Source organism: Belnapia mucosa, from assembly GCF_016775475.1.
GTDB lineage: Bacteria > Pseudomonadota > Alphaproteobacteria > Acetobacterales > Acetobacteraceae > Belnapia > Belnapia mucosa.
Genome location: NZ_JAEUXJ010000001.1, coordinates 272,502 through 295,365, shown reverse-complemented (window position 1 = coordinate 295,365; position 22,864 = coordinate 272,502). Strand labels below are relative to the sequence as shown.

At 70.8% G+C, this 22,864-nt stretch carries 21 protein-coding genes; 7 read left to right on the top strand and 14 right to left on the bottom strand.

Annotation, left to right across the window (positions count from 1 at the left end; translation table 11 throughout):
* Positions 1-18 precede the first annotated feature (18 nt).
* Entirely contained in the window at positions 19-459 is a 441-nt protein-coding gene (locus JMJ55_RS01395; RefSeq protein WP_202823694.1) for a GNAT family N-acetyltransferase, read from the top strand.
* A 58-nt stretch (positions 460-517) separates the two neighbouring features.
* Here JMJ55_RS01395 and JMJ55_RS01390 read toward each other — a convergent pair whose 3' ends face one another.
* From JMJ55_RS01390 to JMJ55_RS01365, 6 genes are all read right to left on the bottom strand, one after another.
* A complete protein-coding gene (locus tag JMJ55_RS01390) occupies positions 518-1,288 on the bottom strand; it encodes a Crp/Fnr family transcriptional regulator (RefSeq protein WP_202823693.1) in 771 nt (256 codons plus the stop codon).
* Between the two features lie 156 nt (positions 1,289-1,444).
* Positions 1,445-1,702 carry a DUF6894 family protein gene (locus JMJ55_RS01385; protein WP_202823692.1) on the bottom strand — a complete coding sequence of 86 codons (258 nt, stop codon included), beginning with the start codon at positions 1,700-1,702 and terminating at the stop codon, positions 1,445-1,447.
* 172 nt (positions 1,703-1,874) lie between these two features.
* Positions 1,875-2,453: a peroxidase-related enzyme gene (locus JMJ55_RS01380; RefSeq protein ID WP_202823691.1), complete on the bottom strand. Its 579-nt coding sequence runs from the start codon at positions 2,451-2,453 to the stop codon at positions 1,875-1,877.
* A 36-nt stretch (positions 2,454-2,489) separates the two neighbouring features.
* The gene (acuI, locus tag JMJ55_RS01375; protein WP_202823690.1) at positions 2,490-3,482 is read right to left on the bottom strand and encodes an acrylyl-CoA reductase (NADPH); all 993 of its coding nucleotides are present in this window, start codon (positions 3,480-3,482) and stop codon (positions 2,490-2,492) included.
* Between the two features lie 65 nt (positions 3,483-3,547).
* Entirely contained in the window at positions 3,548-4,480 is a 933-nt protein-coding gene (locus JMJ55_RS01370; protein ID WP_202823689.1) for a Gfo/Idh/MocA family protein, read from the bottom strand.
* 54 nt (positions 4,481-4,534) lie between these two features.
* Complete coding sequence (locus tag JMJ55_RS01365; RefSeq protein ID WP_202823688.1) at positions 4,535-7,153, bottom strand: PAS domain S-box protein; 2,619 nt, start codon at positions 7,151-7,153, stop codon at positions 4,535-4,537.
* 282 nt (positions 7,154-7,435) lie between these two features.
* On the opposite strand from JMJ55_RS01365, the gene secD reads away from it, so the two are divergent.
* Together secD and JMJ55_RS01355 are read left to right on the top strand one after the other, a co-directional pair.
* Positions 7,436-10,018, top strand: a complete 2,583-nt coding sequence (gene secD / locus JMJ55_RS01360; protein WP_202823687.1) for a protein translocase subunit SecD — start codon at positions 7,436-7,438, stop codon at positions 10,016-10,018.
* 176 nt (positions 10,019-10,194) lie between these two features.
* Entirely contained in the window at positions 10,195-11,034 is an 840-nt protein-coding gene (locus JMJ55_RS01355) for an EAL domain-containing protein (protein ID WP_202823686.1), read from the top strand.
* Positions 11,035-11,040: 6 nt separating this feature from the next.
* Here JMJ55_RS01355 and JMJ55_RS01350 read toward each other — a convergent pair whose 3' ends face one another.
* From JMJ55_RS01350 to JMJ55_RS01340, 3 genes are all read right to left on the bottom strand, one after another.
* Positions 11,041-12,210: an iron-containing alcohol dehydrogenase gene (locus tag JMJ55_RS01350; protein WP_202823685.1), complete on the bottom strand. Its 1,170-nt coding sequence runs from the start codon at positions 12,208-12,210 to the stop codon at positions 11,041-11,043.
* Positions 12,211-12,282: 72 nt separating this feature from the next.
* On the bottom strand, positions 12,283-13,068 hold the full coding sequence (locus JMJ55_RS01345) for a DUF305 domain-containing protein (RefSeq protein ID WP_202823684.1): 786 nt from the start codon (positions 13,066-13,068) through the stop codon (positions 12,283-12,285).
* 93 nt (positions 13,069-13,161) lie between these two features.
* The gene (locus tag JMJ55_RS01340; protein WP_202823683.1) at positions 13,162-14,595 is read right to left on the bottom strand and encodes an amidohydrolase family protein; all 1,434 of its coding nucleotides are present in this window, start codon (positions 14,593-14,595) and stop codon (positions 13,162-13,164) included.
* Positions 14,596-14,709: 114 nt separating this feature from the next.
* On the opposite strand from JMJ55_RS01340, the gene JMJ55_RS01335 reads away from it, so the two are divergent.
* Positions 14,710-16,290: an ABC transporter substrate-binding protein gene (locus JMJ55_RS01335; protein WP_202823682.1), complete on the top strand. Its 1,581-nt coding sequence runs from the start codon at positions 14,710-14,712 to the stop codon at positions 16,288-16,290.
* 68 nt (positions 16,291-16,358) lie between these two features.
* Positions 16,359-16,883: a hypothetical protein gene (locus JMJ55_RS01330; RefSeq protein WP_202823681.1), complete on the top strand. Its 525-nt coding sequence runs from the start codon at positions 16,359-16,361 to the stop codon at positions 16,881-16,883.
* Here the strand turns inward: JMJ55_RS01330 and JMJ55_RS01325 are convergent.
* Genes JMJ55_RS01325 through JMJ55_RS01315 form a run of 3 tightly spaced genes read right to left on the bottom strand, consistent with a single transcriptional unit; the run spans position 16,880 to position 19,471 of the window.
* Positions 16,880-17,734 carry a type 1 glutamine amidotransferase gene (locus JMJ55_RS01325; RefSeq protein ID WP_202823680.1) on the bottom strand — a complete coding sequence of 285 codons (855 nt, stop codon included), beginning with the start codon at positions 17,732-17,734 and terminating at the stop codon, positions 16,880-16,882. The two genes, JMJ55_RS01330 and JMJ55_RS01325, sit on opposite strands and share 4 nt — an antisense overlap.
* Positions 17,735-17,736: 2 nt before the next feature.
* Positions 17,737-18,522: a class II aldolase/adducin family protein gene (locus JMJ55_RS01320; RefSeq protein WP_202823679.1), complete on the bottom strand. Its 786-nt coding sequence runs from the start codon at positions 18,520-18,522 to the stop codon at positions 17,737-17,739.
* Position 18,523: 1 nt separating this feature from the next.
* On the bottom strand, positions 18,524-19,471 hold the full coding sequence (locus tag JMJ55_RS01315; RefSeq protein WP_236033312.1) for a 2-hydroxyacid dehydrogenase: 948 nt from the start codon (positions 19,469-19,471) through the stop codon (positions 18,524-18,526).
* Positions 19,472-19,601: 130 nt separating this feature from the next.
* Between JMJ55_RS01315 and queE the strand changes: the two genes are divergently transcribed.
* Positions 19,602-20,216, top strand: a complete 615-nt coding sequence (gene queE / locus JMJ55_RS01310; RefSeq protein WP_202823678.1) for a 7-carboxy-7-deazaguanine synthase — start codon at positions 19,602-19,604, stop codon at positions 20,214-20,216.
* Here the strand turns inward: queE and JMJ55_RS01305 are convergent.
* Positions 20,213-20,686 carry a nucleoside deaminase gene (locus JMJ55_RS01305; protein ID WP_202823677.1) on the bottom strand — a complete coding sequence of 158 codons (474 nt, stop codon included), beginning with the start codon at positions 20,684-20,686 and terminating at the stop codon, positions 20,213-20,215. The two genes, queE and JMJ55_RS01305, sit on opposite strands and share 4 nt — an antisense overlap.
* 89 nt (positions 20,687-20,775) lie before the next feature.
* Between JMJ55_RS01305 and JMJ55_RS01300 the strand changes: the two genes are divergently transcribed.
* Positions 20,776-21,717 carry a Bug family tripartite tricarboxylate transporter substrate binding protein gene (locus JMJ55_RS01300; protein ID WP_202823676.1) on the top strand — a complete coding sequence of 314 codons (942 nt, stop codon included), beginning with the start codon at positions 20,776-20,778 and terminating at the stop codon, positions 21,715-21,717.
* Here the strand turns inward: JMJ55_RS01300 and JMJ55_RS01295 are convergent.
* The gene (locus JMJ55_RS01295) at positions 21,689-22,831 is read right to left on the bottom strand and encodes a CaiB/BaiF CoA transferase family protein (RefSeq protein WP_202823675.1); all 1,143 of its coding nucleotides are present in this window, start codon (positions 22,829-22,831) and stop codon (positions 21,689-21,691) included. The two genes, JMJ55_RS01300 and JMJ55_RS01295, sit on opposite strands and share 29 nt — an antisense overlap.
* Between the last annotated feature and the right edge of the window lie 33 nt (positions 22,832-22,864).

Genomic DNA, 22,864 nt, shown 5'->3' with positions numbered 1-22,864 from the left:
ATGGGGAAGGCCCAGCCCATGCCCGCTGCCAGGCTCGCCCGCGCGGAGGATCTCGACGGGCTGCTCGCCCTGTTCCGCGCCGCCGAGGTCAGCGCCGCGGCGCCGCCGGAGGAGGCCGCGCACATCTGGCAGACGATGCTGGGGCGGGAGGGGCTGGCGGTTTTCGTCGCCGAGGCGGCGGGCGGGATCGTGGCAACCTGCATGCTGATCACCGCGCCCAACCTGCTGCGCGACGGGCGGGCGCATGGCTTCCTGGAGAATGTCGTCACCGCCGCGGCGCATCGCGGCCAGGGGCATGGCCGGGCGGTGGTGCGGGCGGCGCTCGACCATGCCTGGGCGCTGGGCTGCCACCATGTGCTGCTCCAAAGCGGGCGGGCGGACCCGCGGGTGCACCGGTTCTATGAGGGGTGCGAGTTCGTGCCGGGGCTGCGGCTGGGATATGTGGCGCGGCGGAGCTGATGGTCCGTCGTACCGCGCAGCACGGCAGGCTGGAAGCCTTCCGGCAGCCTGCCCGCCCTCAGTGACAGGACAGAGCCTGCGGTTGCCCCTTCGCCCCGAACAGCTGATCCAGGGCCTGCCTGGCGAGGCCGTAGCACTCGCAGGCGCGGGCCTCCAGCCCGGTCCGGTCGGTGACCTGGATATGGCCCCGCCCGTAATGGATCAGGCCGGCCCGCTGGAACAGGCCCGCCGCGACCGTGACCCCGGCCCGGCGCACGCCGAGCATGGTGGCGAGAAGCTCATGCGTCATCGGGAACGGGCCGCCGCCCGAGCGGTCCTGCGCGGTCAGCAGCCAGCGCGCCAGGCGCTGGTCGGTGGAGTGGCGGCCGTTGCAGGCCGCCATGCGCGCCACCTGCCGATGCTGATACAGGGCGGTGCGCATCAGGAGGCTGCGGAAGGCCGGCGTGCGATCGAGCTCCGCGCAGAACAGGCCCGCATCCATGCGCAGCGCGGTGCCGGGGCCGGGACCGGGGCCGGGGCCGGGGCCGTTCATGACAGCTTCGCAGGTGTCGCTGTCATCCCCGAATAATACGGGCAGTCCGGTGATCCCCTCGGGGCCAACGCCGCCGACCTCGATGGCGTCGCCGCTCGACAGATAGGAGAGCATCGAGACATAGCCGGTCTCGATGAAATGGACGGCCGTGATCGGCTCGCCCGGGGCATAGAGGGTTGCGCGCCCTGGCAGTTGGACCACGTCGAGCCGGGGCCGGAGCCGGTTGAAATCCTCAGGCGGCAGGGCTGCCAGCAGGCGGTTGCGGGGTGCGTTCGTAACGCCGTTGACAAAGGCCATGATGGGCTCCCATGCGACGGGGTGTCGGCGGGAGTACGAGCCTCTCTCAGCCGCCCGCGCCGGATAGCCTCGGCGGGCGATACCCTAAGATATCGGAGGTTGAGAGAGGCGATGTAAGGTCCGTACAGTCGTCAGCCGATCACGGCCGCGTGTCGTTCAACGCTGCGGCCCGGCCCCATCCTTCCATTCCACCTCCAGGGACAGGCTGGCCGAGAGAATCGGCCTTCCGGTCTCGTCCCGCACGAGGATGACGAGACTGTCCCGGTCCGAGCCACTTCCCGGCAAACCGCGCGCCATTTCCGACAAGGTCAGGACGACTTCGTCCCGGGCGGCTTCGTGGTCCCGAAGATCCTGGCCCTCTTCGTCCTGGAACAGCGCGCCCTTGATCTCGGCGTCGAAATAAAATCTCGCCATGCCAGTCGAAGCGCCCCGATCCAGTTCACGGATGTCTGGCCGAAACTGGCTAAGGGAAGATTTACCTGGCTCGGCCTTGCCAGCGTGTGATGCAGGATCGAGGAGGTTGGGGCAGGCGCCGTCTCGCCCCCACCCCCAGCCCGATCGCCGCATGGCCCTCCATGAGGGCTGCCTATCGGCCCATGGTGTAAAATTCGTCGTTCGGCCGCATGCTGGTGACATTCGCCATGCGGTTCGACATGCCGAAGAAGGCTGCGATCGCTGCGATGTCCCAGGCCTCCTCCTGGCCCAGGCCGTGCTGCGCCAGGGTGGCGAGGTCGTCATCGCCCACCGCATAGGCCTCGAAGGCGACCTTCATGGCGAAGTCCAGCATCGCCTTCTGCCGCGGCGTGATATCGGCCTTGCGGTAGTTGATGGCGACCTGATCGGCGATGAGCGGGTTCTTCGCCCGGATCCGCAGGATGGCGCCATGCGCCACGACGCAATACTGGCACTGGTTGGCGTTGCTGGTCGTCACCACGATCATCTCGCGCTCGGCCTTGGTCAGGACGCCGGGCTTGTCCATCAGGGCGTCGTGATAGGCCATGAAGGCGCGGAATTCCTCGGGCCGATGCGCGAGGACGAGGAAGACATTCGGAATGAAGCCGGCCTTCTCCTGCACGAGGAGGAGCCGCTCGCGGATATCCTCCGGCAGCTCCCCGAGCGTGGGGACGGGAAAGCGGCTGATCGGGAGTGGGGCCTGCGCGGACATCGCGTCACCTTCGTCTGGAATTGGGCCGGGCGGCACTCAACCGGCGTCAGGGTTGACCGGGACGATGATCCGGCCGCGGACCTGGCCGGCCATGAGGAGATCGGTCGTTGGGATGACATCGGCCAGCGGGACCTCCCGGGTGAGCGCGTCGAGCTTGCCGGGGTCGAGGTCGCTGGCGAGGCGGCGCCAGGCCTCCAGGCGCTCGGCCCGCGGGCACATCACGCTGTCGATGCCCGCCAGCGTCACGCCGCGCAGGATGAAGGGCGCGACGGTGGCGGGCAGCGCCATGCCGCCGGCCAGCCCGCAGGCAGCGACCGTGCCCCGGTAGCGCATCGCCGCGCAGATATTCGCCAGGACCTGGCCACCGACCACATCCACGGCACCGGCCCAGCGTTCGCGGGCCAGGGGCTTGCCCGGCTGGGTGTAGTCCCCGCGGTCGATGACCTCCCCTGCGCCGAGCGTCGTCAGATAATCGGCCTCCTCCCGCCGCCCGGTCATCGCCACCACGCGGTAGCCGAGCTTCGCCAGCAGGGCGACCGCGACACTGCCGACCCCGCCGGCGGCGCCGGTGACCAGGACCTCGCCCGCATCCGGCGTGACGCCATGCCGCTCCAGCGCCATGACGCAGAGCATGGCGGTATAGCCCGCGGTGCCGATCGCCATCGCCTGGCGGAGGGTGAAGGGCGATTGCAGCGGGACGAGCCAGTCGCCCTTCAGCCGCGCCTTGCCGGCCAGCCCGCCCCAATGGGTCTCGCCGACGCCCCAGCCATTCAGCACGACCTTGTCGCCCGGCTTGTAGCCAGGGTTGTCCGACTGCTCGACGATGCCGGCGAGGTCGATGCCGGGGACCATGGGGAAGCTGCGGACCACGGGGCCCTTGCCGGTGATGGCGAGGGCATCCTTGTAGTTCAGGGTCGACCAGGCGACGCGGAGGGTGACGTCGCCCGGCGGGAGGCGGTCCTCCTCGAGCGTCGTCAGACTGGCGCGCGACCCTTGGTCACCCTTCTCGATCAAGACGGCATCGAACATCCGGAACTCCTGGCATGGGGACCGCGCCCCAGCGTCGCGCGCCGCCCCATGAAAGCCAACCCCCGCTACCCCGCCGCGATCGCTGCCTCCACCCGCAGCGCCGCATCCAGCGCCGCCAGCCCCACCTCCCCGCTCGCCTCGACTGGCGCCCCCGTCTCGATGCTGGCGATGAAGGCCGCCTGCTCGGCCTCCAGGCTGTCATGCTCGGTCCAGGTGGCGCGGGTGATGCCCCAGCCGGGCATGGTCTCGACCGGCTCTGCCCCGCCGGGATGCACCCGCTCCAGGCTGCGGGCGAGGAAATCGACCCGCGTTTCCCCGGCATGGCCGAGGATGCGCAGGCGCCGCTCCATCCCGACGCTGACCCGGCTGGCGGTGATGGTGGCCGCCGCGCCGCCCTCGAAGCGGAGATGCGCCACGGCGAAATCCGGGTGGTCGGACATCACCCGGGCGCCCACCGCCCGCACCTCCGCCAGCGGCGTGGCGGCGAGGCTGAGGACCAGGTCGAGGTCATGGATCATCAGGTCCAGTACCACGGAGACATCGAGGCTGCGCGGCCGGAAGGGGGCGACGCGCGTCGCCTCGAAGCTCCGCGCGCCCTCCCCGGCGCCGCTGGCGCGGAGGGTGCGGATGGCGGCCGAATAGCGCTCGATATGCCCGGTCTGCAGGACGAGCCCGGCGGCGCGGGCGGCCTCGACCAGCGCGCGCCCCTGATCGAGCGTCGCCGCGATCGGCTTCTCGATGAACACATGCCGGCCGGCCCTGATGGCCTGCATCGCATAGTCATGGTGCCAGGCGGTCGGCACCGCGACGATGACGGCGTCCGAGGCATCGAGCAGCGCCTCCGGCGCCAGGGCCGGGGCGCCGGTCTCGGCGGCGATGGCGGCGGCGCGGGCCGGGTCGGCATCATGGATGCCCGACAGCACGCCGCGGGCGGCGAGCTTCAGCGCGTGGAAGCGGCCGAAATGGCCGGTGCCGAGGACGCCGATGCGGATGGCCATGGCGCGGATACCCCCTGATTCGGGCCGCGCTTGTAGCAGCCCCCGGCCGGGCGGTCAGCGCGCCTCGATCAGCTCCCGGATCCGGTTGGCGAGCATCTCCATGGCGAAGGGCTTGGTCAGCACATGCATCCCCGGCTCGAGCCGGCCCTCGCCCATCACCGCCGTCTCGGCATAGCCGGTGATGAAGAGGACGCGCAGCTCCGGCCGCAGCGCCCGTCCGGCATCGGCCAGCTGCCGGCCATTCATCCCGCCCGGCAGGCCGACATCGGTGACCAGCAGGTCGACCCGCGCCTCCGACCGCAAGATGCGCAGGCCCGCGGCGCCATCCTCGGCCTCGATCGGCGCATAGCCCAGCTCCTCCAGCACATCGAGGACGAGCATGCGGATGGTCGGCTCGTCATCGACGACGAGGACCGTCTCCCCGGCCCCCGGTCGCGCCTCGGCGGCGGAGGGTGCCTCGGCCGTCTCCGAAGGGCCGAGATGGCGCGGCAGGTAGAGCGAGACCACCGTGCCCCGCCCGACCTCGGAGCGGATGCGGACCTGGCCGCCGGATTGCCGGGCGAAGCCATAGATCATCGACAGGCCGAGCCCGGTGCCCTGGCCGAGCGGTTTGGTGGTGAAGAAGGGGTCGAAGGCCTTGGCGATGACATCGGGCGGCATGCCGGTGCCGGTATCGCCGACCCGCAGCGCGACATAATCGCCGGGCGGCAGGTCACGGCCCGCCGCCGTCCGGGGATCGAGCTGGCGGTTGGCGGTCTCGATCACCAGCCGCCCGCCATCCGGCATGGCATCGCGTGCATTGATGCAGAGATTGAGCAGCGCATTCTCCAGCTGGCTGCGATCGACCATGACAGTCCAAAGCCCCTCCCCGGCATGGACCTCGACCGCGATGGCGGGGCCGACGGTTCGGCGCACCAGCTCCTCCATCCCGGCGACGAGACGGTTCGCATCGGTGGGCTTCGGCTCCAGCGTCTGCCGGCGGGAGAAGGCGAGCAGCCGGTGGGTCAGGGCCGCGGCGCGGTCGGCGGCGCCGCGGGCCGCGGTGAGGTAGCGCTGCACCTCCGGCAGGCGGCCCTGGGCGATGCGGGCCTTCATCAGTTCGAGGCTGCCGACGATCCCGGCGAGGAGGTTGTTAAAATCATGCGCCAGGCCGCCGGTGAGCTGGCCGACCGCCTCCATCTTCTGCGACTGGCGGAGCGCCGCCTCGGCCTCCATCAGCGCCTCGGTGCGGGCGGCGACCTGGGATTCCAGCGTTTCGGCCAGGCTTCGCAGGTCCCGCTCTGCCCGGCGGCGGGCGACGACCAGACGGGTGCGCTCGGCAACCTCGCGGGCGAAGGCCAGCTCCTCCGGCAGCCAATCGCGCGGGGTCGGGTGGTTGATAAAGAGCAGGCCGATCCGGCCATTGCGCTCGGCGATCGGGATGTTGATCAGGGCCATGGCCGCGGCAGCACGCAATATCTCGGCCCGTGACGCAGTGCGGGGGTCGGCGGCGGCATCGGTGATGACCACCGTCTCGCCACGGGTCAGCGCCTCGATGAAGCTGCCATAGTCGTGCAGCCGGTGCTGGCCGACCATGGCAGCAATGCCGGGGGCGGCCCAGGCGCATTCGATCGTCAGTACCCCGGTGCCGGGATCGATGCTGCCATAGCCGGCGCGGGCGACGCCGAGGGTGCGGCCGAGGACGGCGCCGGCGGCCAGGCCGATCTCCTCCGGCGCATCGAGGCCGCGGACCCGGTCGGCCAGTTCGAGCAGCGCGTGGTCGCGGGCCTCGGCCTGCTTGCGGGCGGTGATGTCGCGCGCCGTGCCGGCGAGGCGGAGCGGCCGGCCGGCCAGGTCGCGGACCAGGCGGGCGCGCAGCTCGACCCAACCGGTCCGGCCATCCGGGCGGCGCAGCCGGTATTCGACCGCATAATCCTCGCCGGTGGCGATGCTATGGGCCAGCGCCGCCTCCATCCGCACCCGGTCCTCGGGATGGGTGGCGGCGCGGAGGAGGTCCCAGGTCAGCGGCGCGTCATGGGCAAAGCCGAAGATGGTGCGGCAAAGCGGCGAGGCGGTGAGCGCCTGCACATCCAGCGCCAGCTCCCAGATGCCGAGCTGGCCGGCCTCGGTGGCGAAGCGCAGCCGCGCCTCGCTCTCCTCGAGCGAGCGGAGCCTTTCATTCAGTTCCGCGAGGAGGGCGGCGTTGTGGCTCTCGAGTCCCTCCAGCCGCTCGCGCTCGCGGGTGACGTCGAGCTGGCTGGCGAAGAAATAGGCCAGCCCCCCGGCCGCATCGCGCACCGGGGCGAGCAGCAGCCGGTTCCAGAAATGGCTGCCATCGCGGCGGTAATTGCGGATCTCGATCTCGATCGGCTCGACCGCGGCGACGGCGGCGGAGATCCGGCGGATGGCCTCCGGGTCAGTCCCGCCTCCCTGGAGAAAGCGGCAATTGCGGCCCAGCACCTCCTCCCGCCGATAGCCGGTCAGGCGGCAGAAGGCGTCATTGGCGAAGGCAATGGGATTGTCCGGCAGGCGGGGGTTGGTCACGATCATCGGCATGCGCGTGGCGCGCACGGCGGCGACGAAAGGGTCCGTGCTGGCATCGAGGCCGAGCAGTTCCGCCCCGATGCGGGCGCGCTCGGCGGCGAGTTCGGTCGGGGTGCTGCCGGGGATGTCGCGCCCCGAGGATTCAGGCATGACGACGTGTCGATTCCGCTGGCCGCCGGATGGAACCGGAGGGTGATAAGGTTGCCTCAGGCAGGTAGCGCCGCTGGGCGGAAGCGCAAGCCGCTGTATACGTCAGGATGGCATGACGGGACATGGCGTCAAATCAGGGGTTGCACGTTCCGCCCCTGAACACCTCCGTGCGGCTCAGGGTTGCATAGGGGGCGCGTGATCGTCACATTCCGCCCCGCCCGTCAGGGGGGTCCGGCACTGCCCCCGGTCGGGATAGTCCCGTGCCATGAGTAGCACCGTATCATGATGTTCTTCGCCCGCTGGAAGACCCTGTCGATCCTGGCGGTCTGCCTGCTCGGGGTGCTGCTCTGCGCCCCCAATCTCTTCCCGAAATCCTCCCTCCCCTCCTGGGCCCGGCAATTCTCGCTCGGCCTCGACCTGCGGGGCGGGTCCTATCTGCTGCTCGAAGTGGATATGGACGCGGTCGTGAAGGAGAGGCTGGAGAGCCTGGCGGATGCCGCGCGGGGCCGGCTGCGGGCGGCCAATATCGGCTATGTCAACCTGGCCGCCGAGCCGGCGCAGCGGCGCGTCGGCCTCCGCGTGCGCGATCCCGGCCAGGTGCAGGCGGCGGTCGCGGTGCTGCGGGAACAGGCGAACCAGATCCCGACCAGCCTCGGCACGACGGTGCCCGATATCGAGGTGGCGACGACCCCCGACGGCCAGGTGACCGCGACGCTGAGCGAGGCCGGGCTGCGCGCCAAGGCGACCGGCGCGGTGGAGCAGTCGATCGAGATCGTCCGCCGCCGCATCGACGAGACCGGCGTCTCGGAGGCGCTGATCGCCCGCCAGGGGCAGAGCCGCATCCTGGTGCAGCTCCCGGGTGTCGAGGATCCGAACCGGATCAAGCAGCTGCTCGGCCAGACGGCGCGGATGACCTTCCACCTGCTGGATGAGAGCGCCAACCCCGCCTCCCCCTCCCCGCCGCCGGGAGTGATGTTCCTGAATGGCGAGGCGCGGCCGGGCCAGCCGCCGACCCGCTACGCCGTGCGGCGGCGGGTCGAGGTGGATGGCGCCAACCTGACCGATGCCCGCGCCGGGCAGGACAACCGCACCGGCGAATGGGTCGTCAACTTCACCTTCGATTCCACCGGCACCCGGCGCTTCGCCGACGTGACCCGGGCCAATGTCGGCCGGCCCTTCGCCATCGTGCTGGACGAGAAGGTCATCACCGCCCCCAACATCCGGGAGCCGATCACCGGCGGCCGGGGCCAGATCAGCGGCAGCTTCGATGCCCGTTCGGCCAATGAGCTAGCGGTGCTGCTGCGCGCGGGCGCACTGCCGGCGCCGCTGACGGTGATCGAGGAACGGACGGTCGGGCCGGAGCTCGGGGCGGATGCGATCCGCGCCGGCATCCTGGCGCTGGCGCTCGGGGCGGCCTTCGTCTTCCTCTATATGGGCTTCGCCTATGGCCTGTTCGGCTGGTTCGCCGACCTGGCGCTGCTGGTGAACATCATCTTCCTCCTCGCCGCGCTGTCGGTGATGGAGGCGACGCTGACCTTGCCGGGCATCGCCGGCATCGTGCTGACCCTCGGCACCGCGCTCGACGCGAATATCCTCATCAATGAGCGCATCCGCGAGGAGGTGAAGAACGGCCGCCCGCCCTTGAGCGCGCTGGAAGCGGGCTTCACCAAGGCCTCCGGCACGATCATGGACAGCAACCTGACCAACCTCATCGCCATGGCCTGCCTCTACGGCTTCGGCAGCGGGCCGGTGAAGGGCTTCGCGGTGACGGTCGCCATCGGCACCATCGTGCAGATGTGGACGGCGACCACGCTGGTGCGGCTGATGGTCTCCGTCTGGTACCGCTGGACCCGGCCGAAGGCTCTGCCGGTGCTGGAGGATGGGCGCGGCTTCTGGGGCCGGATGGCGCGGCCGCTGTTCCGGCTGATCCCGGACGTCACGCATATCCCCTTCATGAAGGGTGCGCGGGCGGGGCTGCTGGTCTCGGCCATCCTGTCGACGGCGTCTTTGATCGGCGCTTTCTACCCTGGGCTGCAGAAGGGAATCGACTTCAAGGGCGGCATCGTCATGGAGGTCCGCACCCAGGGTCCGGCCGATCTGGCGGCGCTCCGGACGAAGGTCTCCGGCCTCGGTCTCGGCGATGTCGGGCTGCAGCAATTCGGCGATGCCGAGACGGTGCTGGTGCGGCTGCCGGTGCAGGGCGACGAGAACGGCACCCAGGCGGCGGTGAATGCGGTGCGCGGCGGCGTGGAGCAGGTGGCGCCGGGCGCCCGCATCCTCCGCGTCGAGGCGGTGGGCAACCGCGTCTCGGACGAGCTCTTCCTCGGCGGGATGATCGCGCTCGGGATCAGCCTGCTGGCGATGCTGATCTACATCTGGTTCCGCTTCGAATGGCAGTTCGCCATCGCTGCCATCGTCACGCTGATCCTTGATACGACAAAGACCGTTGGCTTCATGGTGCTGTTCGGCGTGGAGTTCAACCTGACCACGGTCGCGGCGATCCTCACCGTCATCGGCTTCTCCGCCAACGACAAGGTCGTGGTGTTCGACCGTATGCGGGAGAACCTGCGGAAGTACAAGCAGATGCCGCTGCGGCAGCTGGTGGACCAGTCCATCAACGAGACGCTGAACCGCTCGCTCGGCACCTCCATGACGCTGCTGCTCTCGGCGGTGCCGCTGGCGCTGTTCGGCGGCGACACGCTGGCGGGCTTCGCCTGGGTGATGCTGTTCGGGATCGTGGTCTCGGCCTCCTCCTCGGTCTTCATCGCGGCGCCGATCGTGCTGTTTACCGGGGAGAACCGGCTGCGCCGCGGCGAGGCGCCGGCGCCGGTGCGGCCGGGGAACCAAGCCCCGGCCGGTGTGTGAGGCCCGATGCAACGGAGAGAATTGCGCGGGAATCAGGGGTGAATCTCAATAAAACTACGCCCCCGTGACGATTGGCCATGGCGCTGGACGAGCCCTCCCGGTATCGTGTCATGCAAGGTCACCGGAAAGATGCCTAGCCCATGACGATGGCGGTCGGGCCCGCGATGTTGCGTCCCTTGTCTCCGCCACTGGCTGTATTGGCGGAATTTCCGCTGCGGTCCCCCCAGGGCACGGCGCATGTTCCCCATGCGGATGCGGCGGCGCTGGCCGAAGGCCTGTGCAATGGCGAGGTGCAGGTCCATTACCAGCCGGTCGTGCGGCTGGCCGACCGCCGCCCGGTGATGGTCGAGGCGCTGGCGCGCTGGCACCGGCCGCCGGTGCCGATCTCCCCCACCCGTTTCGTCCCGCTGGCCGAGCGCAGCGGGCTGGCGCGCGACCTGTCGGTGCTGGTTGCGACGCGGGCGGCTTCCGAAGTGGCGCCGCTCTGGCAGCGGCTGCGGCTGAAGGTCTCGGTCAACCTGCCGCTGGGGGAGCTGCTGCTGCCCGACCTGCCGGCCTGGTTGCGCCGGGCCTTGCGGGCGGGCGGCCTGCATCCGGCCCAGGTGGCGCTGGAGCTGACCGAGACGACCGAGGTGCGCGACCGCTCCGCCCTGCGCCGGGCATTGCTGCGTCTGCGCCGGGCCGGGCACCGGGTGCTGCTGGATGACGTCATCCTGCATGATGACCGGAGTTGGCTGTTCTGCCTGCCCTTCGCTGCCATCAAGCTGGACCGGTCGCTGGTGGAGCGGTTGCCGAGCGATGCCCATGCCCGGTCCGAGGTACGGCGCCTGGTGCGGCTGGCCAACCGGCAGGGCAAGCAGGTGATCGCCGAGGGCGTCTCCGACCGCCGGCTATGGCAGGCGGCGCGGGCACTCGGCGTGCATCACGCCCAGGGCTACCTGGTCAGCCGGCCGCTCCCGGCCGAGGCGTTGACGGAATGGCATGGGCAGTGGCGGGGCTTCCGCAGCCCCGCCTGAGGCCGCTCAGGCATAGACCCGGCGATAGAGGTCGATGATATCCGCCTCGCTCGGCACCCGCGGGTTGTTGGCGGGGCTGCCGGAGGCGAGCGCCTGCTTCGCCATCAGGGGCAGCAGCCCCTCCCAGCGATTACCGCCGATGCCGTAATCCTTCGGCGTCGGCACGCCGAGCTCCTGGTTCAGCGCCCGCAGCTCCTCGAGCAGCTTGGAGGCCGCGGCCTCGTCGCTATCCTCGCGCGTGGCGACACCGATGGCGCGGGCGGCTTCCGCATAGCGCGGCAGGGCGTCGTTCAGGCCGAATTCCGTCACCGCCGGCAGCAGCATGGCGTTGGACAGCCCGTGCGGGACATGGAAATGCGCGCCGATCGGCCGGCTCATCCCATGCACCAGGGCGACCGAGGAGTTGGAGAAGGCGAGCCCCGCCTGCATGGCGCCGAGCATCATCGCCTCCCGCGCCTTCGCATTCTTCGGCTGGTGGAAGGCCGGGCGGAGATGCCGGCCGATCAGCTGCATGGCCGAGAGCGCCAAGCTGTCCGCATGCGGGTTGGCGCGCTTCGAGACATAGGCCTCGAGCGCATGGGTCAGGCTGTCGATGCCGGTATCGGCGGTGGTACGGGGCGGGACGCTGAAGGTCAGCTCGTAATCGACGATGGCGGCGAGCGGCAGGGCGCCGAGGCCGGCGATCAGCATCTTCTCATCCGTCTCGGTATCGGTGATGACGGTAAAGCGCGTCGCCTCTGACCCCGTGCCGGCGGTGGTCGGGATGCAGACGACCGGGACCAAGCCGCGATCGGCCTGGGCCGGCACCTTGAACTCCCGCATCTTCGCGCCCGGCGCGGCGGCGGCGAGGATCGCCATCGCCTTCGCCGTATCCATCGGGCTGCCGCCGCCGAAGCCGATCAGACAGTCATGGTCGCCGCCGCGCAGCAGGGCAGCGCCGGCCTCGATCACCGTGTCGGTCGGGTCGGGCACGGTCTCGCTGAAGATGGCGAAGGGGATGCCGGCGGCCCGCAGCGGGGCGAGCAGCGCACGCTCGATGGTGCCGGAGGAAACCATCCAGGGGTCGGTGACGATCAGCGGGCGGGACAGGCCGATGAGGGCCAGCACCTCCGCGGCCTGGGCGACGCTGCCGCCGCCGATGCGCATCAGGCGCGGCGAGACGATGGTGGCGGTCATGGGCGCGGCTCCCTCCCCGGATTTGGCCGCGGAGGATAGGCGCGCCGGCCCCAAACATCCAGGCGGGCCGGGTCAGTGGCGATGCGGTGCCGGCGCCGGATTGGAATGGCCTTCATGGCCCGTCCCCGCCATGCCCATCCCCTCCATGCCATGGATCATCGAGGGGTCGAGCGGTACCGAATCCGGGTTGCCCGGATAGGCGGCGATGACCCGCTGCATCAGCGCGATCTCCTGGCTCTGATCGGTGATGATGTCGATATTCATCAGGGCGAGGAAGCCGTTCCGCGCCGCCCGGTTGGCGTGATAGGCGCGCGCCATCTCCAGCGCCGCCTGGTGGTGCACGATCATGCCCTTGGCGAATTGCACATCCCGCGCGGTCACCGGCGCGCCGGGATCGGCCAGCGCGGCCGCGGGGCCCGGGATCGGGGTGCGGATGAAGCGCTGAATCTGGGCCATGCCCTCGGTCGCCACCGGCTGCAGGGAGAGGCGCGTGAGGCCGAGATTCACCACCAGCGGCGGGCGGTCGAGATTGCGGGACACCTCATCCAACAACCCGATCTCGAAGCGCTGGTTGCGGATGATGGCCTGGGCGAGCGCCTTGAGGATCGGGCTGCTCGCCGCGGGATCGGCGAGATAGGCCTCGCTCATCGTGAGCGCACCGGCATGGTGCGGCCGCATCCCGGCCAGATAGTCGCGGTCGGCCTGCCGGGCGGCGGCATCCATCCGCTCGAACCAGGTCGTCGGCACCGGCGCACCGCCCGGGTCGTAGCCATCCTCGATGGCGGCCCGGGCGGGGCCGGCGAGCGGCATGGCGAGGGCGGCGGCAAGGCCGAGCCGGGCCAGGATGGGAAGGGGCATGGTCGCATATCCTGCTATCCGGCCGCGCTTCGGATCGCGGCCGGACAGGGATATGGGGCTTCCCCCTATGGGAGGGTCAAGGCTCCGGCGCGGCTACTTCCAGAGGAAGCTGGGCGGCGCAATCTTCTCGGCTGGCCGGTGCGCCCAGTCGCGCTCCGGTACGGTCTCGGCGACGCGCTTCTGCGCCTCGTTCAGCTGCTCGGCGGCGGCGCGGTAGTCCATGGTCAGGACCTCGCCATCCTCCACCACCTTCTGGCCATCGACATAGACCGCCTTCAGGGCGCGGTCGCCGGCGGCGTAGATCAGGCTGCGGACTGGGTCGCGGGCCGGGCGCATCATCGGGTGGGTGATGTCCACCATGACGAAATCGGCGCGGCAGCCGGGGGCGAGCCGACCGATATCGTCGCGGCCCAGCGCCCGGGCGCCGCCGATGGTCGCCGCCTCGAACAGCTCGGTCGTGGTCAGGCTGCGCGGGTCGGTCGCCTGGGTGCGGGCGAGATAGGCGGCGAGCCGCATCTCATCCAGCATGTTGTGCGGATAGGTATCCGTGCCGAGGCCCATATTCACGCCCGAGCGCTTGTAGCGGCCGAGATGCTTCAGGGTGATGCCGCGCCGGGCGAAGACGGTCGGGCAATGGGCGACGGTGGTGCCGGTCTCGGCGAGGATGTCGAGGTCGCGGCGGGTGTGCCAGGGCGTACTCGGATGGTCGTCGAGGAAAATGCCATGGCCGATGATCGCCCGCTGGTCGAGCAACCCCTGCTCCTGCAGCCAGCCGACCGGGGTGAAGCCGTGGCGGCGAGTGATCTCGTGGAATTCCGAGACCGACTGCGCCGCATGGATCTGCCAGGAGATGCCGCGCCGGCGCGCCTCGTCCCGGCTGTCCTTCAGCAGCTCCGGCGTGCAGGTGTCGATCTGCGCCGGCACCGCCATGCCGAAGAGCCGCCCGCTTTCATGCTGCTCGGCGCGCTCGACCAGAGTGAAGGCTTCCTCCATCGCCTTCTCGCCGGCCTGCGGGTCCCAGGCATATTCCACCATATGCCCGTTCTTGGTGTACCAGCGGGCGGAGCGGAACATCGGCGCGACGCAGACGCGCATGCCCGATTCCGCCAGCAGGTCCAGCCAGCCCGGATGCGCCATGGAGAGATCGGCGACGGTGGTGACGCCCGACAGCAGCAGCTCCGACAGCGCGACGCGGACGCAGCTATGCACCGCATCCGGCTCCGGCCGGAAGATCGGCAGGTATTCGTAGAGCGAGGAATTATAGAGACCGGGCGTCCCCACCTCGTCGGTGAAGCCCTTGTTCATCGGCTCCGAGGAGGGGTGGGAATGGATGTTGACCAGGCCGGGCATGAGCATGAGGCCGCTGCCGCTGAGCGTCTCCGCCGCCGGGCCGCGATAGTCGCGTCCAACGAAGAGCAGGCGCCCATCCTCGAAGGCGAGATCGGCATTCGGCAGATAGACATGCTGCTGCGCCGCCGCGTCCCAGGCGAGGACGAGATCGGCATTCTGGATCAGGGTGACGGGCATCGCGGGACCTCGCTCGGCTCAGGCGAAGCCTCCGATGCGCGGCGGGCCCGGTCAAGCGTTGCGCGGGCAGCGCGGTGCGGCGAGACTGCGCCTCTCCGCCGAAACGGGGTGACGATGACCCGACGCTTCCGCCTCCTCGCCGCCGCCGCGCTCTCGGCGCTGCTCTCGACCTCCCTCCCCTTGGCCACCACGGCGCAGACGCTGCGCGTGGTGCTGGTGAACGACCTCGCCAGCCTCGACCCGGTGCAGTCCACCGCGGCCTTCGTCCGCAACCACGGCTTCATGGTCTATGACCAGCTCTTCGCCCTCGACAGCAAGGGCGAGGCGCAGCCGCAGATGGTGGAGCGCTTCGAGCGCTCCCCCGACGGGATGTCCTGGCGCTTCATCCTGCGCGAGGGGCTGGCCTTCCATGACGGCACGCCGGTGCGGGCGGCGGATGCGGTCGCCTCGATCCGGCGCTGGGCGCAGCGGGACGTGGTCGGGCGGGCGCTGGCGGCGGCGACCGGATCGCTGGAGGTGGTGGACGACCGGACCTTCAGCCTCACCCTCGCCCGCCCCTTCGCCCTGGTGACGGAGGCGCTGGCGCGACCGACCGCGAGCGCACTCTTCGTGATGCCGGAACGCCTGGCGCAGACGCCGGCGACGACCGCGATCACCGATGCCACCGGCTCCGGGCCCTTCATCTTCCAGGCCAATGAGTGGCAGGCGGGCAACCGCGCCGTCTATCGCCGCAACCCCGCCTACCGGCCGCGGCCGGAGCCGGCGGATGGCCTGGCGGGCGGCAAGCGGGTGATGGTGGAGCGCCTCGAATGGCTCTCCATGGCCGATCCGGCGACGGCGGCGGCGGCGCTGCAATCGGGAGAGATCGACTTCCTCGAGAACCCCTCCCCCGACCTGATCCCGACGCTGGAGCGCAACCGCAATATCCGGTTGTTTGCGCTGAATCCGGTGGGTTCGGTGGTCTGGCTGCGGCTGAACCATGCGCAGCCGCCCTTCAACGACCCGCGGGCGCGGCGGGCGCTGCTGTACTTGATCAACCAGAAGGAAAACCTGGACGCGATCGGCATCCGCCCCAGCGAGCAGGTGCCCTATTGCCCGGCCTATTTCCTCTGCGGCACGCCGCTGGAGAGCACGGCCGGAGCCGAGGGGCTGCGGGAGGCACAGCCCGACCGCGCCCGGGCGCTGCTGCGCGAGGCGGGGTATGACGGCCGCAAGGTGGTCTTCCTCAACGCCACCGACAGCGCCGCAAACAATGCCGTGACGCTGACCATGGCGGAGGCCTTCCGCAAGGCGGGGCTGAATATGGACGTGCCCGCCATGGACTGGGCAACCCTAACCCAGCGGCGCAACCGGCGCGACCCGGTCGAGGCGGGCGGGTGGAATCTCTTCGTGACCATCGCCAATGTGCTCGATGCGCAGAACCCGCTGACCAACCTCTACCTCGCCAGCCCCTGCGAGGGCGGCCTCGCCGGCTGGCCCTGCGACGAGGAGTTGGAGCGGCTGCGCCGCGCCTGGTGGGAGGAGCCGGACCCGGCGAAGCGCCGTGCGGTGCTGGAACAGGTGCATGCCCGCGCCTACCAGGTCCTGCCTTATATCAATGCCGGGCAGTACCGGACGCTGAGCGCCCATCGCGCCGCCATCGAGGGGCTGCGGCCCACCACCATCCCGGTCTTCTGGGGGGTCGAGAAGAAGTAGGTCCAAGCCAGGGCACCGATCCCTCCGTTCCGCGTTCTTCCACCGGAACCTGACGGAAAGGGATCGAGATGAGCGAGCGCTTGGAAGGCAGCGGGGCCGCGGCGGTCGGGGCCCACAGCAAGGATGCGATGCAGTCGGGCGCCATGCCGGGCGGGCGGCCGCAGGGGATCGATCCCTCGGCGGTTGGCAGCAAGGCGGCGGGCACCGCGGATGATGCCGCGAGCCAGGTGCGCGACAAGGCGGGCCAAGTGGCAGGCCAGGCCAAGGAGATGGCCGATGACGCCGCAGGCCAGGTGCGCGAGAAGGCGGGCCAGGTGGCCGGCCAGGCCAAGGAGATGGCCGACGACGCGACCGACCGCGTGCGCGAGGTCGCCGACCAGGCCTGGGACCGCGCCGGGGAATACGGCGCCCAGGCCGGGCAGATGGCGCGGCAGGCGGGCGAGAGCCTGTCCCAGGCCGGTAGCCAAGCCTATCGGCAGGGTCAGCAGGCCGGCGACTATATCGGCGAGCGCGTGCGCGAGGAGCCGCTTCTGGCGCTGCTCGGCGCCGGTGCGGTGGGCTTCGCCCTGGGGCTGTTGCTCGGCCGACGCTAGGCGCGACGGCTCCGCGGCAGCACCACGTCGCGGAGCCAGTTGCCCAGCTCGACGGTATGGCGCCGGCGGTCCAGGACCTCCGGCCCTATACCCGTGCGCCAGGCGAGGTCCCGGCGCTCCGGCGCCGCTTCCAGCGCCCGGAGATCGGCGGCATGGGCCGCCATCGCCGCCTCGCTTTCGGCGAAACCCTCGGCGACCAGCACATCGGCGCGCAGCGTGACCAATGCGGCGATGCAGCCGAGGGTCATCTCCGGATGATACTGCGTGCCGTGAAAGGTGCCGCCCCCTGGCAGGTGCAGCGCCATGGCCTGTACGCCGCTGACCGCATTCCAGGCCAGCACCTCAGCGCAGGGCGGCGGTGTCTCTACCTCATCCATATGCGAGCAGATCGCCTCGAAGACCGGCGGCCGGCCCTCCAGTAGCGGATGGGCGCGGCCGGACTCCGTGCGGGTAATGCCGCGGGCGATGCCGATCTCACGGCCGCGCGGGTTGCTCCGCACGGTCCCGCCGAGCGCGGCGGCGGCGAGTTGCAGCCCCCAGCAGCTGCCCCAGACCGGGATGCCGGAGGCGAAGGCGGCGCGGGTGAACTCGACCTGACGCATCACCGCCGGACCGCCACCGGGGATGTGCAGCGGCGAGCCGGTGAGGACCAGCCCGCTGAAATCACCGAGCGTCGCCGATTGCGGCAGCGCCTCGCCATCGGCGAGGTTGAAGGCAAGGCAGTCCAGCCCCGGCTCATGCAGGCGCAGCGCCGCCTGGAACATCGCGATGTTCGAGGGGCCACCGAACACCATGAGTTCCGCGGTGGCGGCGGCCGGGGTGCAGTCGGCGATCAAGATGCGGGGCGTCACGGTCAGTTCTTGTAGTCGGGCTGCTCGCGGTCCAGCTTCCGCTTCAGCGCCTGCCAGGGCAGCCAGCCCTTGTTCGGGCCGGGGTTGCTGAACTGCATCCGCGTCCGGGCCAGGGTCTCGGCCGAGGGCAGCGCCAGCGGCACGCCGGATCCCTGCGCCGCGATCTGGATGCGGCAGGCCTGTTCCAGATACCACATCCAGTAGAAGGCCTCCCGCACCGAGGCGCCGACCGTCAGCAGCCCATGGTGGCGGAGGATCATGCAGGGCATCTCGCCGAGGTCGCGCACCAGCCGCTCGCGTTCCGAGAGGTTGTCGTCAGCGGCGACGCCTTCGTAGTCGTGGTAGGCGACGCGGCCGTCGAACTCCATGCTCATCTGGTTCAGCGGCAGCAGCCGGCCCGCCTGCGCCGCGACGGCCATGCCGGCGAGCGTATGGGTGTGCATCACGCAATGCGCGTTGTCGCGCCCGAGATGGACGGCCGAATGGATGACGAAGCCGGCAGGGTTCACCGGCCAGTCGGTCTTCTGGGCCGGCTCGCCCTCGGCATCGACGACGACGAGGGAGGAGGCGGTGATCTCCTCGAACAGCAGCCCGTAGGGATTGACCAGGAAGCGGTGGCCCGGCCCCGGGATGCGAGCCGAAAGATGGGTGAAGACCAGATCCGTCATGCCGTAGAGGGCGATGAGGCGATAGGCGGCGGCGAGGTCCTCGCGCAGTTCCCGCTCATCCGGGATGTGGTCAGGGTCGGGCCGGCGGGGCGGCGGCGGCAGCGGCAGCGGCAGCGGCATCTCAATAGCCCTTTGCATGGTCGAAGAGGTTGGGCAGGGGCTCGCCCCGCTCGAAGGCGGCGATCCGCTCCACCACCGCGGCGGCGCGCTCGGCCCGGCTCGGCAGGCTGGCGACATGGGCGGTGACGATGGCGCGCGGATGGGTCCAGAGCGGATGCTCGGGCGGCAGCGGCTCCTGCTCGAAGACATCGAGCACGGCGCCGGACAGGTGCCCGCTGTCGAGTGCGGCGAGGATGTCGGGCAGGTTGTGCTGCATCCCGCGCCCGACGCCGATGAAGCCGGCGCCCTGCGGCAGCTTCGCAAGCAGGGGCGTGGCGATGATGCCGCGTGTCTCCGGCGTCGCCGGCAGCAGGCAGACCAGCATGTCGCTGGCGGCGAGGAAGGCGTCCAGCTCGGCCAGGCCGGCATAGCTCTCGATCCCGGGGACGGATTTCCGCGTGCGCGACCAGCCGATGACGGGAAAGCCGATCCCCCGCAGCATGGTCGCGGCGCGGGTGCCCATCTCGCCGAGGCCCATGATGCCGATGGTGCGCTGGCTGGCGCGGTGCGGCGCATTCACCTCGTCCCAACGCCGCTCGGCCTGGGCGATCGCCATCCGGCGCGCTTCCTTCAGCAGCGAAAGCGCGGACCAGCAGACGAATTCGCCCATCCGCTCGGTCGCGGCCGGGATGCTCATCCGCACCAGCGGGATGTGCTTCGGATAGGCGGGGTCGGTGGCAATCGCATCCACCCCAGCGCCGGAGCCGAAGCAGGCCCGGAGATTGGGCATGGCGGCGAGACGGCCGGGCTCGGGGTCCCAGACCAGGGCGTAGTCCACCTCCTCGGGCCGCAGTGCCGGGTCGTCCCACCAGCGCAGCTCCAGCCAAGGGGCAGCGGCGAAGCCCGCACGCCATTCGGGCAGGGCTGCCTCGCCGCCCGACTTCACCACGATCACGCGACGCGCCGCCATCCGGACCTCATGCAGGGGATTCCAGCCTAACGGCTAGCATGATTCAGGCCAGCCCCACTCGGCGGCGAGGCTTACCATTGACAGGGGACCGGGGCTGGCGGAAGGGGGGCGCCAGACCGGAACCCTGCTTGTGTCCTATACTGTTCACGAAATATTCCTGACTGCCCAGGGCGAAGGCGCCAATCTCGGCCGCACCGCCGTCTTCATCCGCTTTGCCGGCTGCAACCTGTGGTCCGGGCGGGAGGAAGACCGGGCGACAGCCGTCTGCCAGTTCTGCGACACCGAATTCCGTGGCGGCGAGCGGCATGACGCGGCTTCCCTGGTCGCCGCCGCCTCGGCGCTCTGGCCCGAGGGCGTCGGTGGGCGCTTCTGCGTCCTGACCGGGGGCGAGCCGTTGCTGCAGGTCGACGCGCCGCTGCTGGCCGTCCTGCGCGCCGCCGGCTTCACCATCGCCATCGAGACCAACGGCACCCAGCCCCTGCCCGGTCCGATCGACTGGGTCTGCGTCAGCCCCAAGGCCGGCGCGCCGCTGGTGCTGGACCGAGCCGATGAGCTGAAGCTGGTCTTCCCGCAGGCGGGACTCAGCCCGGCCGATCTGCGCGGCTTCCCGGCGCGGGAGCGCTGGCTCTCGCCGATGGACGGGCCGGCGCTCGCCGCCAACACCGCCGCCGCGGCCGAGTATTGCCTGCGGCACCCGGAATGGCGGCTGAACATCCAGGCGCATAAGGCCTGGGGCGTGCGTTAGCCCCAGTCGTAGCGCGCCATGATTGCGACAGCCTCCGCCCGCAGCAGCTCGCCCCGGATCTCGGGCATCCGCCAGCCGGGACGGTGCTCGGCCGCCCAGGCGGCGGCGCCGGTCAGGTCGGCCTCGAACAGGCGCCGCGCCCCGGGCACCTCATCCCCACGCGCGGCGAAGACGACGCGGCGGAGGCCGAGCTGGGTGATGGCACAGCTGCACATCAGGCAGGGCTCGCAACTGGTATAGAGGGTGCAGGCGGCGAGGCCCTGCCGGTCGCCGAGCCGGTTCCAGGCGGCGCGCAGCGCCACCACCTCGGCATGCGCCGTGACGTCCCGGTCGGCGGCGACGGTGTTGTGGCCCTCGCCCAGCACGGCGCCCTCGGCATCCACCACCACCGCGCCGAAGGGCGCCTGGCCCGCCGCCAGCGCGGCCTCGGCCCAGTGCAGCGCCCGGCGCATCCCGTCGTCGTCCTCCATCGGCCCCTCCGTCAGCGCCTCAACGCGCCGCGGGCCCTGGCGTGCCGCCGCATGGAGGGGGATGCTCGGCCCCGGGAGGATCGAAGACCATGCCAGGCCGCCGCGCGCTGCTCGCCGCCCTTACCCTGCCCTTGCCGGCCCTCGCCCAGGCGCGGCCGATGCGGATCATCGTGCCCTTTGCCCCCGGCGGCTCGGGCGATATCACCGCCCGGCTGGTCGGCCGGCATATCGAGGCCACGACCGGCCAGCCGGTGGTGGTGGACAACCGCCCCGGCGCGAATGGCGTCATCGGCACCATGGCGGTGAAGGCGGCGGCGCCGGATGGGCTGACCCTGCTGCTGGCGACCAGCAGCACCCATTCGGCCAATCCCAGCCTGGTGCGGGACCTGCCCTATGACCCGGAGCGGGACTTCACCGGCATCGGCTTCTTTGCCTCGAACGGCGCCTATCTCATGGTCCGGGCGGATTCGCCCCTGCGCAATGTCCCCGCCCTGGTCGCCGAGGCCAAGGCGCGGCCGGGGCGGATGTTCTTCGGCCATTTCAACGCCTCCTCCCGCCTGCCGGGGGAGATGCTGAACCTGATGGCCGGGACGCAGATCCAGGGCGTGCCCTACCGCACCATCGGCGCGGCCTTCGGCGACCTGCTGGCCGGGCGGCTCGACCTGATCTTCGTCGATACCACGGCGGGCGATGCCTATCTGGCGCAGGGCCAGACGCGGGCGCTGGCGGTGACCTCGCCGCGCCGCTGGGCCCGCTGGCCCGAGCTGCCGGCCATGGCGGAGACCTGGCCGGATTATCACCTGACCGGCTTCCTCGGCCTCGCTGTGCCGGCAGGCACCCCGCGGCCCGTTGCCGAACGGCTGAACGCTCTGGTCAACGAGGCAGGCCAGGCCGAGCCGGCACGCAGCAAGATGCGCGAATTCGGCCTCGACCCGCAGGTGCTCGACCTGGAGCAGATCGCGGCGCTGCTGCGGACCGAACGGGAGAAATGGTCCCGCTTCGTCAGGCTCGCGGGGATCGAGCCGGAATAGGCGCGCCCAGCTCGGTATTCGCCTCGCCGAGGGACGGCGCGCCGGTGCGGATCGGCGGCCGCGCACCGTCGAAGGAGACGGGCAGGCCGATGCTGCGCGGCGCCGCCGGTCCCGCCGTCACCATCCCCAGCGCCTCGGTCTGCGGATGCGTCGCGACCGCGGCGAGGTCGTGGATCGGTGAGCAGGGGATGCCCGCCGCCTCCAGCGCCTCGGCCCAGTCCTCGCTGCCGCGAGTCCGCATTGCCGCCTCCAGCAGCAGCAGCAGAATCTCGCGATGCGCGATGCGGTCCTTGTTGGTGCGGAAGCGCGGGTCCTCGCCCCATTCGGGATGGCCGAGCACGGCGGCGAATTTGGCAAACAGCCGGTCATTGGCCGCGGCGACGACGATCTCGCCATCCGCCGTGTCGAAGGCCTGGAAGACGATCAGCTTCGGATTGCCGCTGCGGTGCCGCGGCGGCTGCCGCCCCGTCTCGAAATAGCCGGCGAAATGCTGCCCCATCCAGCCGAGCCCGGTCTCGAAGAGCGAGGTATCGACCGTCGCCCCCTCCCCGGTCAGGTGCCGCCGCTGCAAGGCCGCGAGGCAGCCGAGCGCCGCCCAGACGCCGGTGCCGAGATCGAGCACCTGCATGCCCACGCGGGCCGGCGGCGCCTCGGCGCTGCCATTCACGCTGAACATGCCGGCGAAGGCCTGCACGATCGGCTCGTAGCCCGGCTTCAGCGCCAGCGGCCCGACCGCGCCGAAGGCATGGAGCGAGCAGTAGATCAGGCGCGGATTCAGCGCCCGCACCGCCTCCGGCCCGAGGCCCATCACCTCCAGCGAGCCGGGGCGCATGTTCTGGACGAAGATGTCAGTCTCCCGCAGCTGCCCGCGCAGCCAGTCCAGCGCCGCCTTGTCCTTCAGGTCCAGCGCCACGCTGCGCTTGTTGCGGTTCACCGCATGGAAGGTGGTGGCGGTCCCGGCATGGAAGGGCGGGCCCCAGCCTCGGGCGTCATCGCCCTCCGGCCGCTCGATCTTCACGACCTCGGCGCCGAGCATGGCCAGGATCTCGCTGGCATAGGGGCCGGCGAGGTTCTGGCCGATCTCGACCACCTTCACCCCCTGCAAGGGCAGCATGGCGGCGCATTCCTTCCGGACGTTGTCCGGGCA

Bases quoted from the DNA above. Each gene is read 5' to 3' on its own strand.
- JMJ55_RS01395 (WP_202823694.1), top strand. From the start codon at position 19: ATGCCCGCTGCCAGGCTCGCCCGCGCGGAGGATCTCGACGGGCTGCTC.
- JMJ55_RS01390 (WP_202823693.1), bottom strand. From the start codon at position 1,288: ATGGCCTTTGTCAACGGCGTTACGAACGCACCCCGCAACCGCCTGCTG.
- JMJ55_RS01385 (WP_202823692.1), bottom strand. From the start codon at position 1,702: ATGGCGAGATTTTATTTCGACGCCGAGATCAAGGGCGCGCTGTTCCAG.
- JMJ55_RS01380 (WP_202823691.1), bottom strand. From the start codon at position 2,453: ATGTCCGCGCAGGCCCCACTCCCGATCAGCCGCTTTCCCGTCCCCACG.
- acuI (WP_202823690.1), bottom strand. From the start codon at position 3,482: ATGTTCGATGCCGTCTTGATCGAGAAGGGTGACCAAGGGTCGCGCGCC.
- JMJ55_RS01370 (WP_202823689.1), bottom strand. From the start codon at position 4,480: ATGGCCATCCGCATCGGCGTCCTCGGCACCGGCCATTTCGGCCGCTTC.
- JMJ55_RS01365 (WP_202823688.1), bottom strand. From the start codon at position 7,153: ATGCCTGAATCCTCGGGGCGCGACATCCCCGGCAGCACCCCGACCGAA.
- secD (WP_202823687.1), top strand. From the start codon at position 7,436: ATGATGTTCTTCGCCCGCTGGAAGACCCTGTCGATCCTGGCGGTCTGC.
- JMJ55_RS01350 (WP_202823685.1), bottom strand. From the start codon at position 12,210: ATGACCGCCACCATCGTCTCGCCGCGCCTGATGCGCATCGGCGGCGGC.
- JMJ55_RS01345 (WP_202823684.1), bottom strand. From the start codon at position 13,068: ATGCCCCTTCCCATCCTGGCCCGGCTCGGCCTTGCCGCCGCCCTCGCC.
- JMJ55_RS01340 (WP_202823683.1), bottom strand. From the start codon at position 14,595: ATGCCCGTCACCCTGATCCAGAATGCCGATCTCGTCCTCGCCTGGGAC.
- JMJ55_RS01335 (WP_202823682.1), top strand. From the start codon at position 14,710: ATGACCCGACGCTTCCGCCTCCTCGCCGCCGCCGCGCTCTCGGCGCTG.
- JMJ55_RS01330 (WP_202823681.1), top strand. From the start codon at position 16,359: ATGAGCGAGCGCTTGGAAGGCAGCGGGGCCGCGGCGGTCGGGGCCCAC.
- JMJ55_RS01320 (WP_202823679.1), bottom strand. From the start codon at position 18,522: ATGCCGCTGCCGCTGCCGCTGCCGCCGCCGCCCCGCCGGCCCGACCCT.
- JMJ55_RS01315 (WP_236033312.1), bottom strand. From the start codon at position 19,471: ATGGCGGCGCGTCGCGTGATCGTGGTGAAGTCGGGCGGCGAGGCAGCC.
- JMJ55_RS01305 (WP_202823677.1), bottom strand. From the start codon at position 20,686: ATGGAGGACGACGACGGGATGCGCCGGGCGCTGCACTGGGCCGAGGCC.
- JMJ55_RS01300 (WP_202823676.1), top strand. From the start codon at position 20,776: ATGCCAGGCCGCCGCGCGCTGCTCGCCGCCCTTACCCTGCCCTTGCCG.
- JMJ55_RS01295 (WP_202823675.1), bottom strand. From the start codon at position 22,831: ATGCTGCCCTTGCAGGGGGTGAAGGTGGTCGAGATCGGCCAGAACCTC.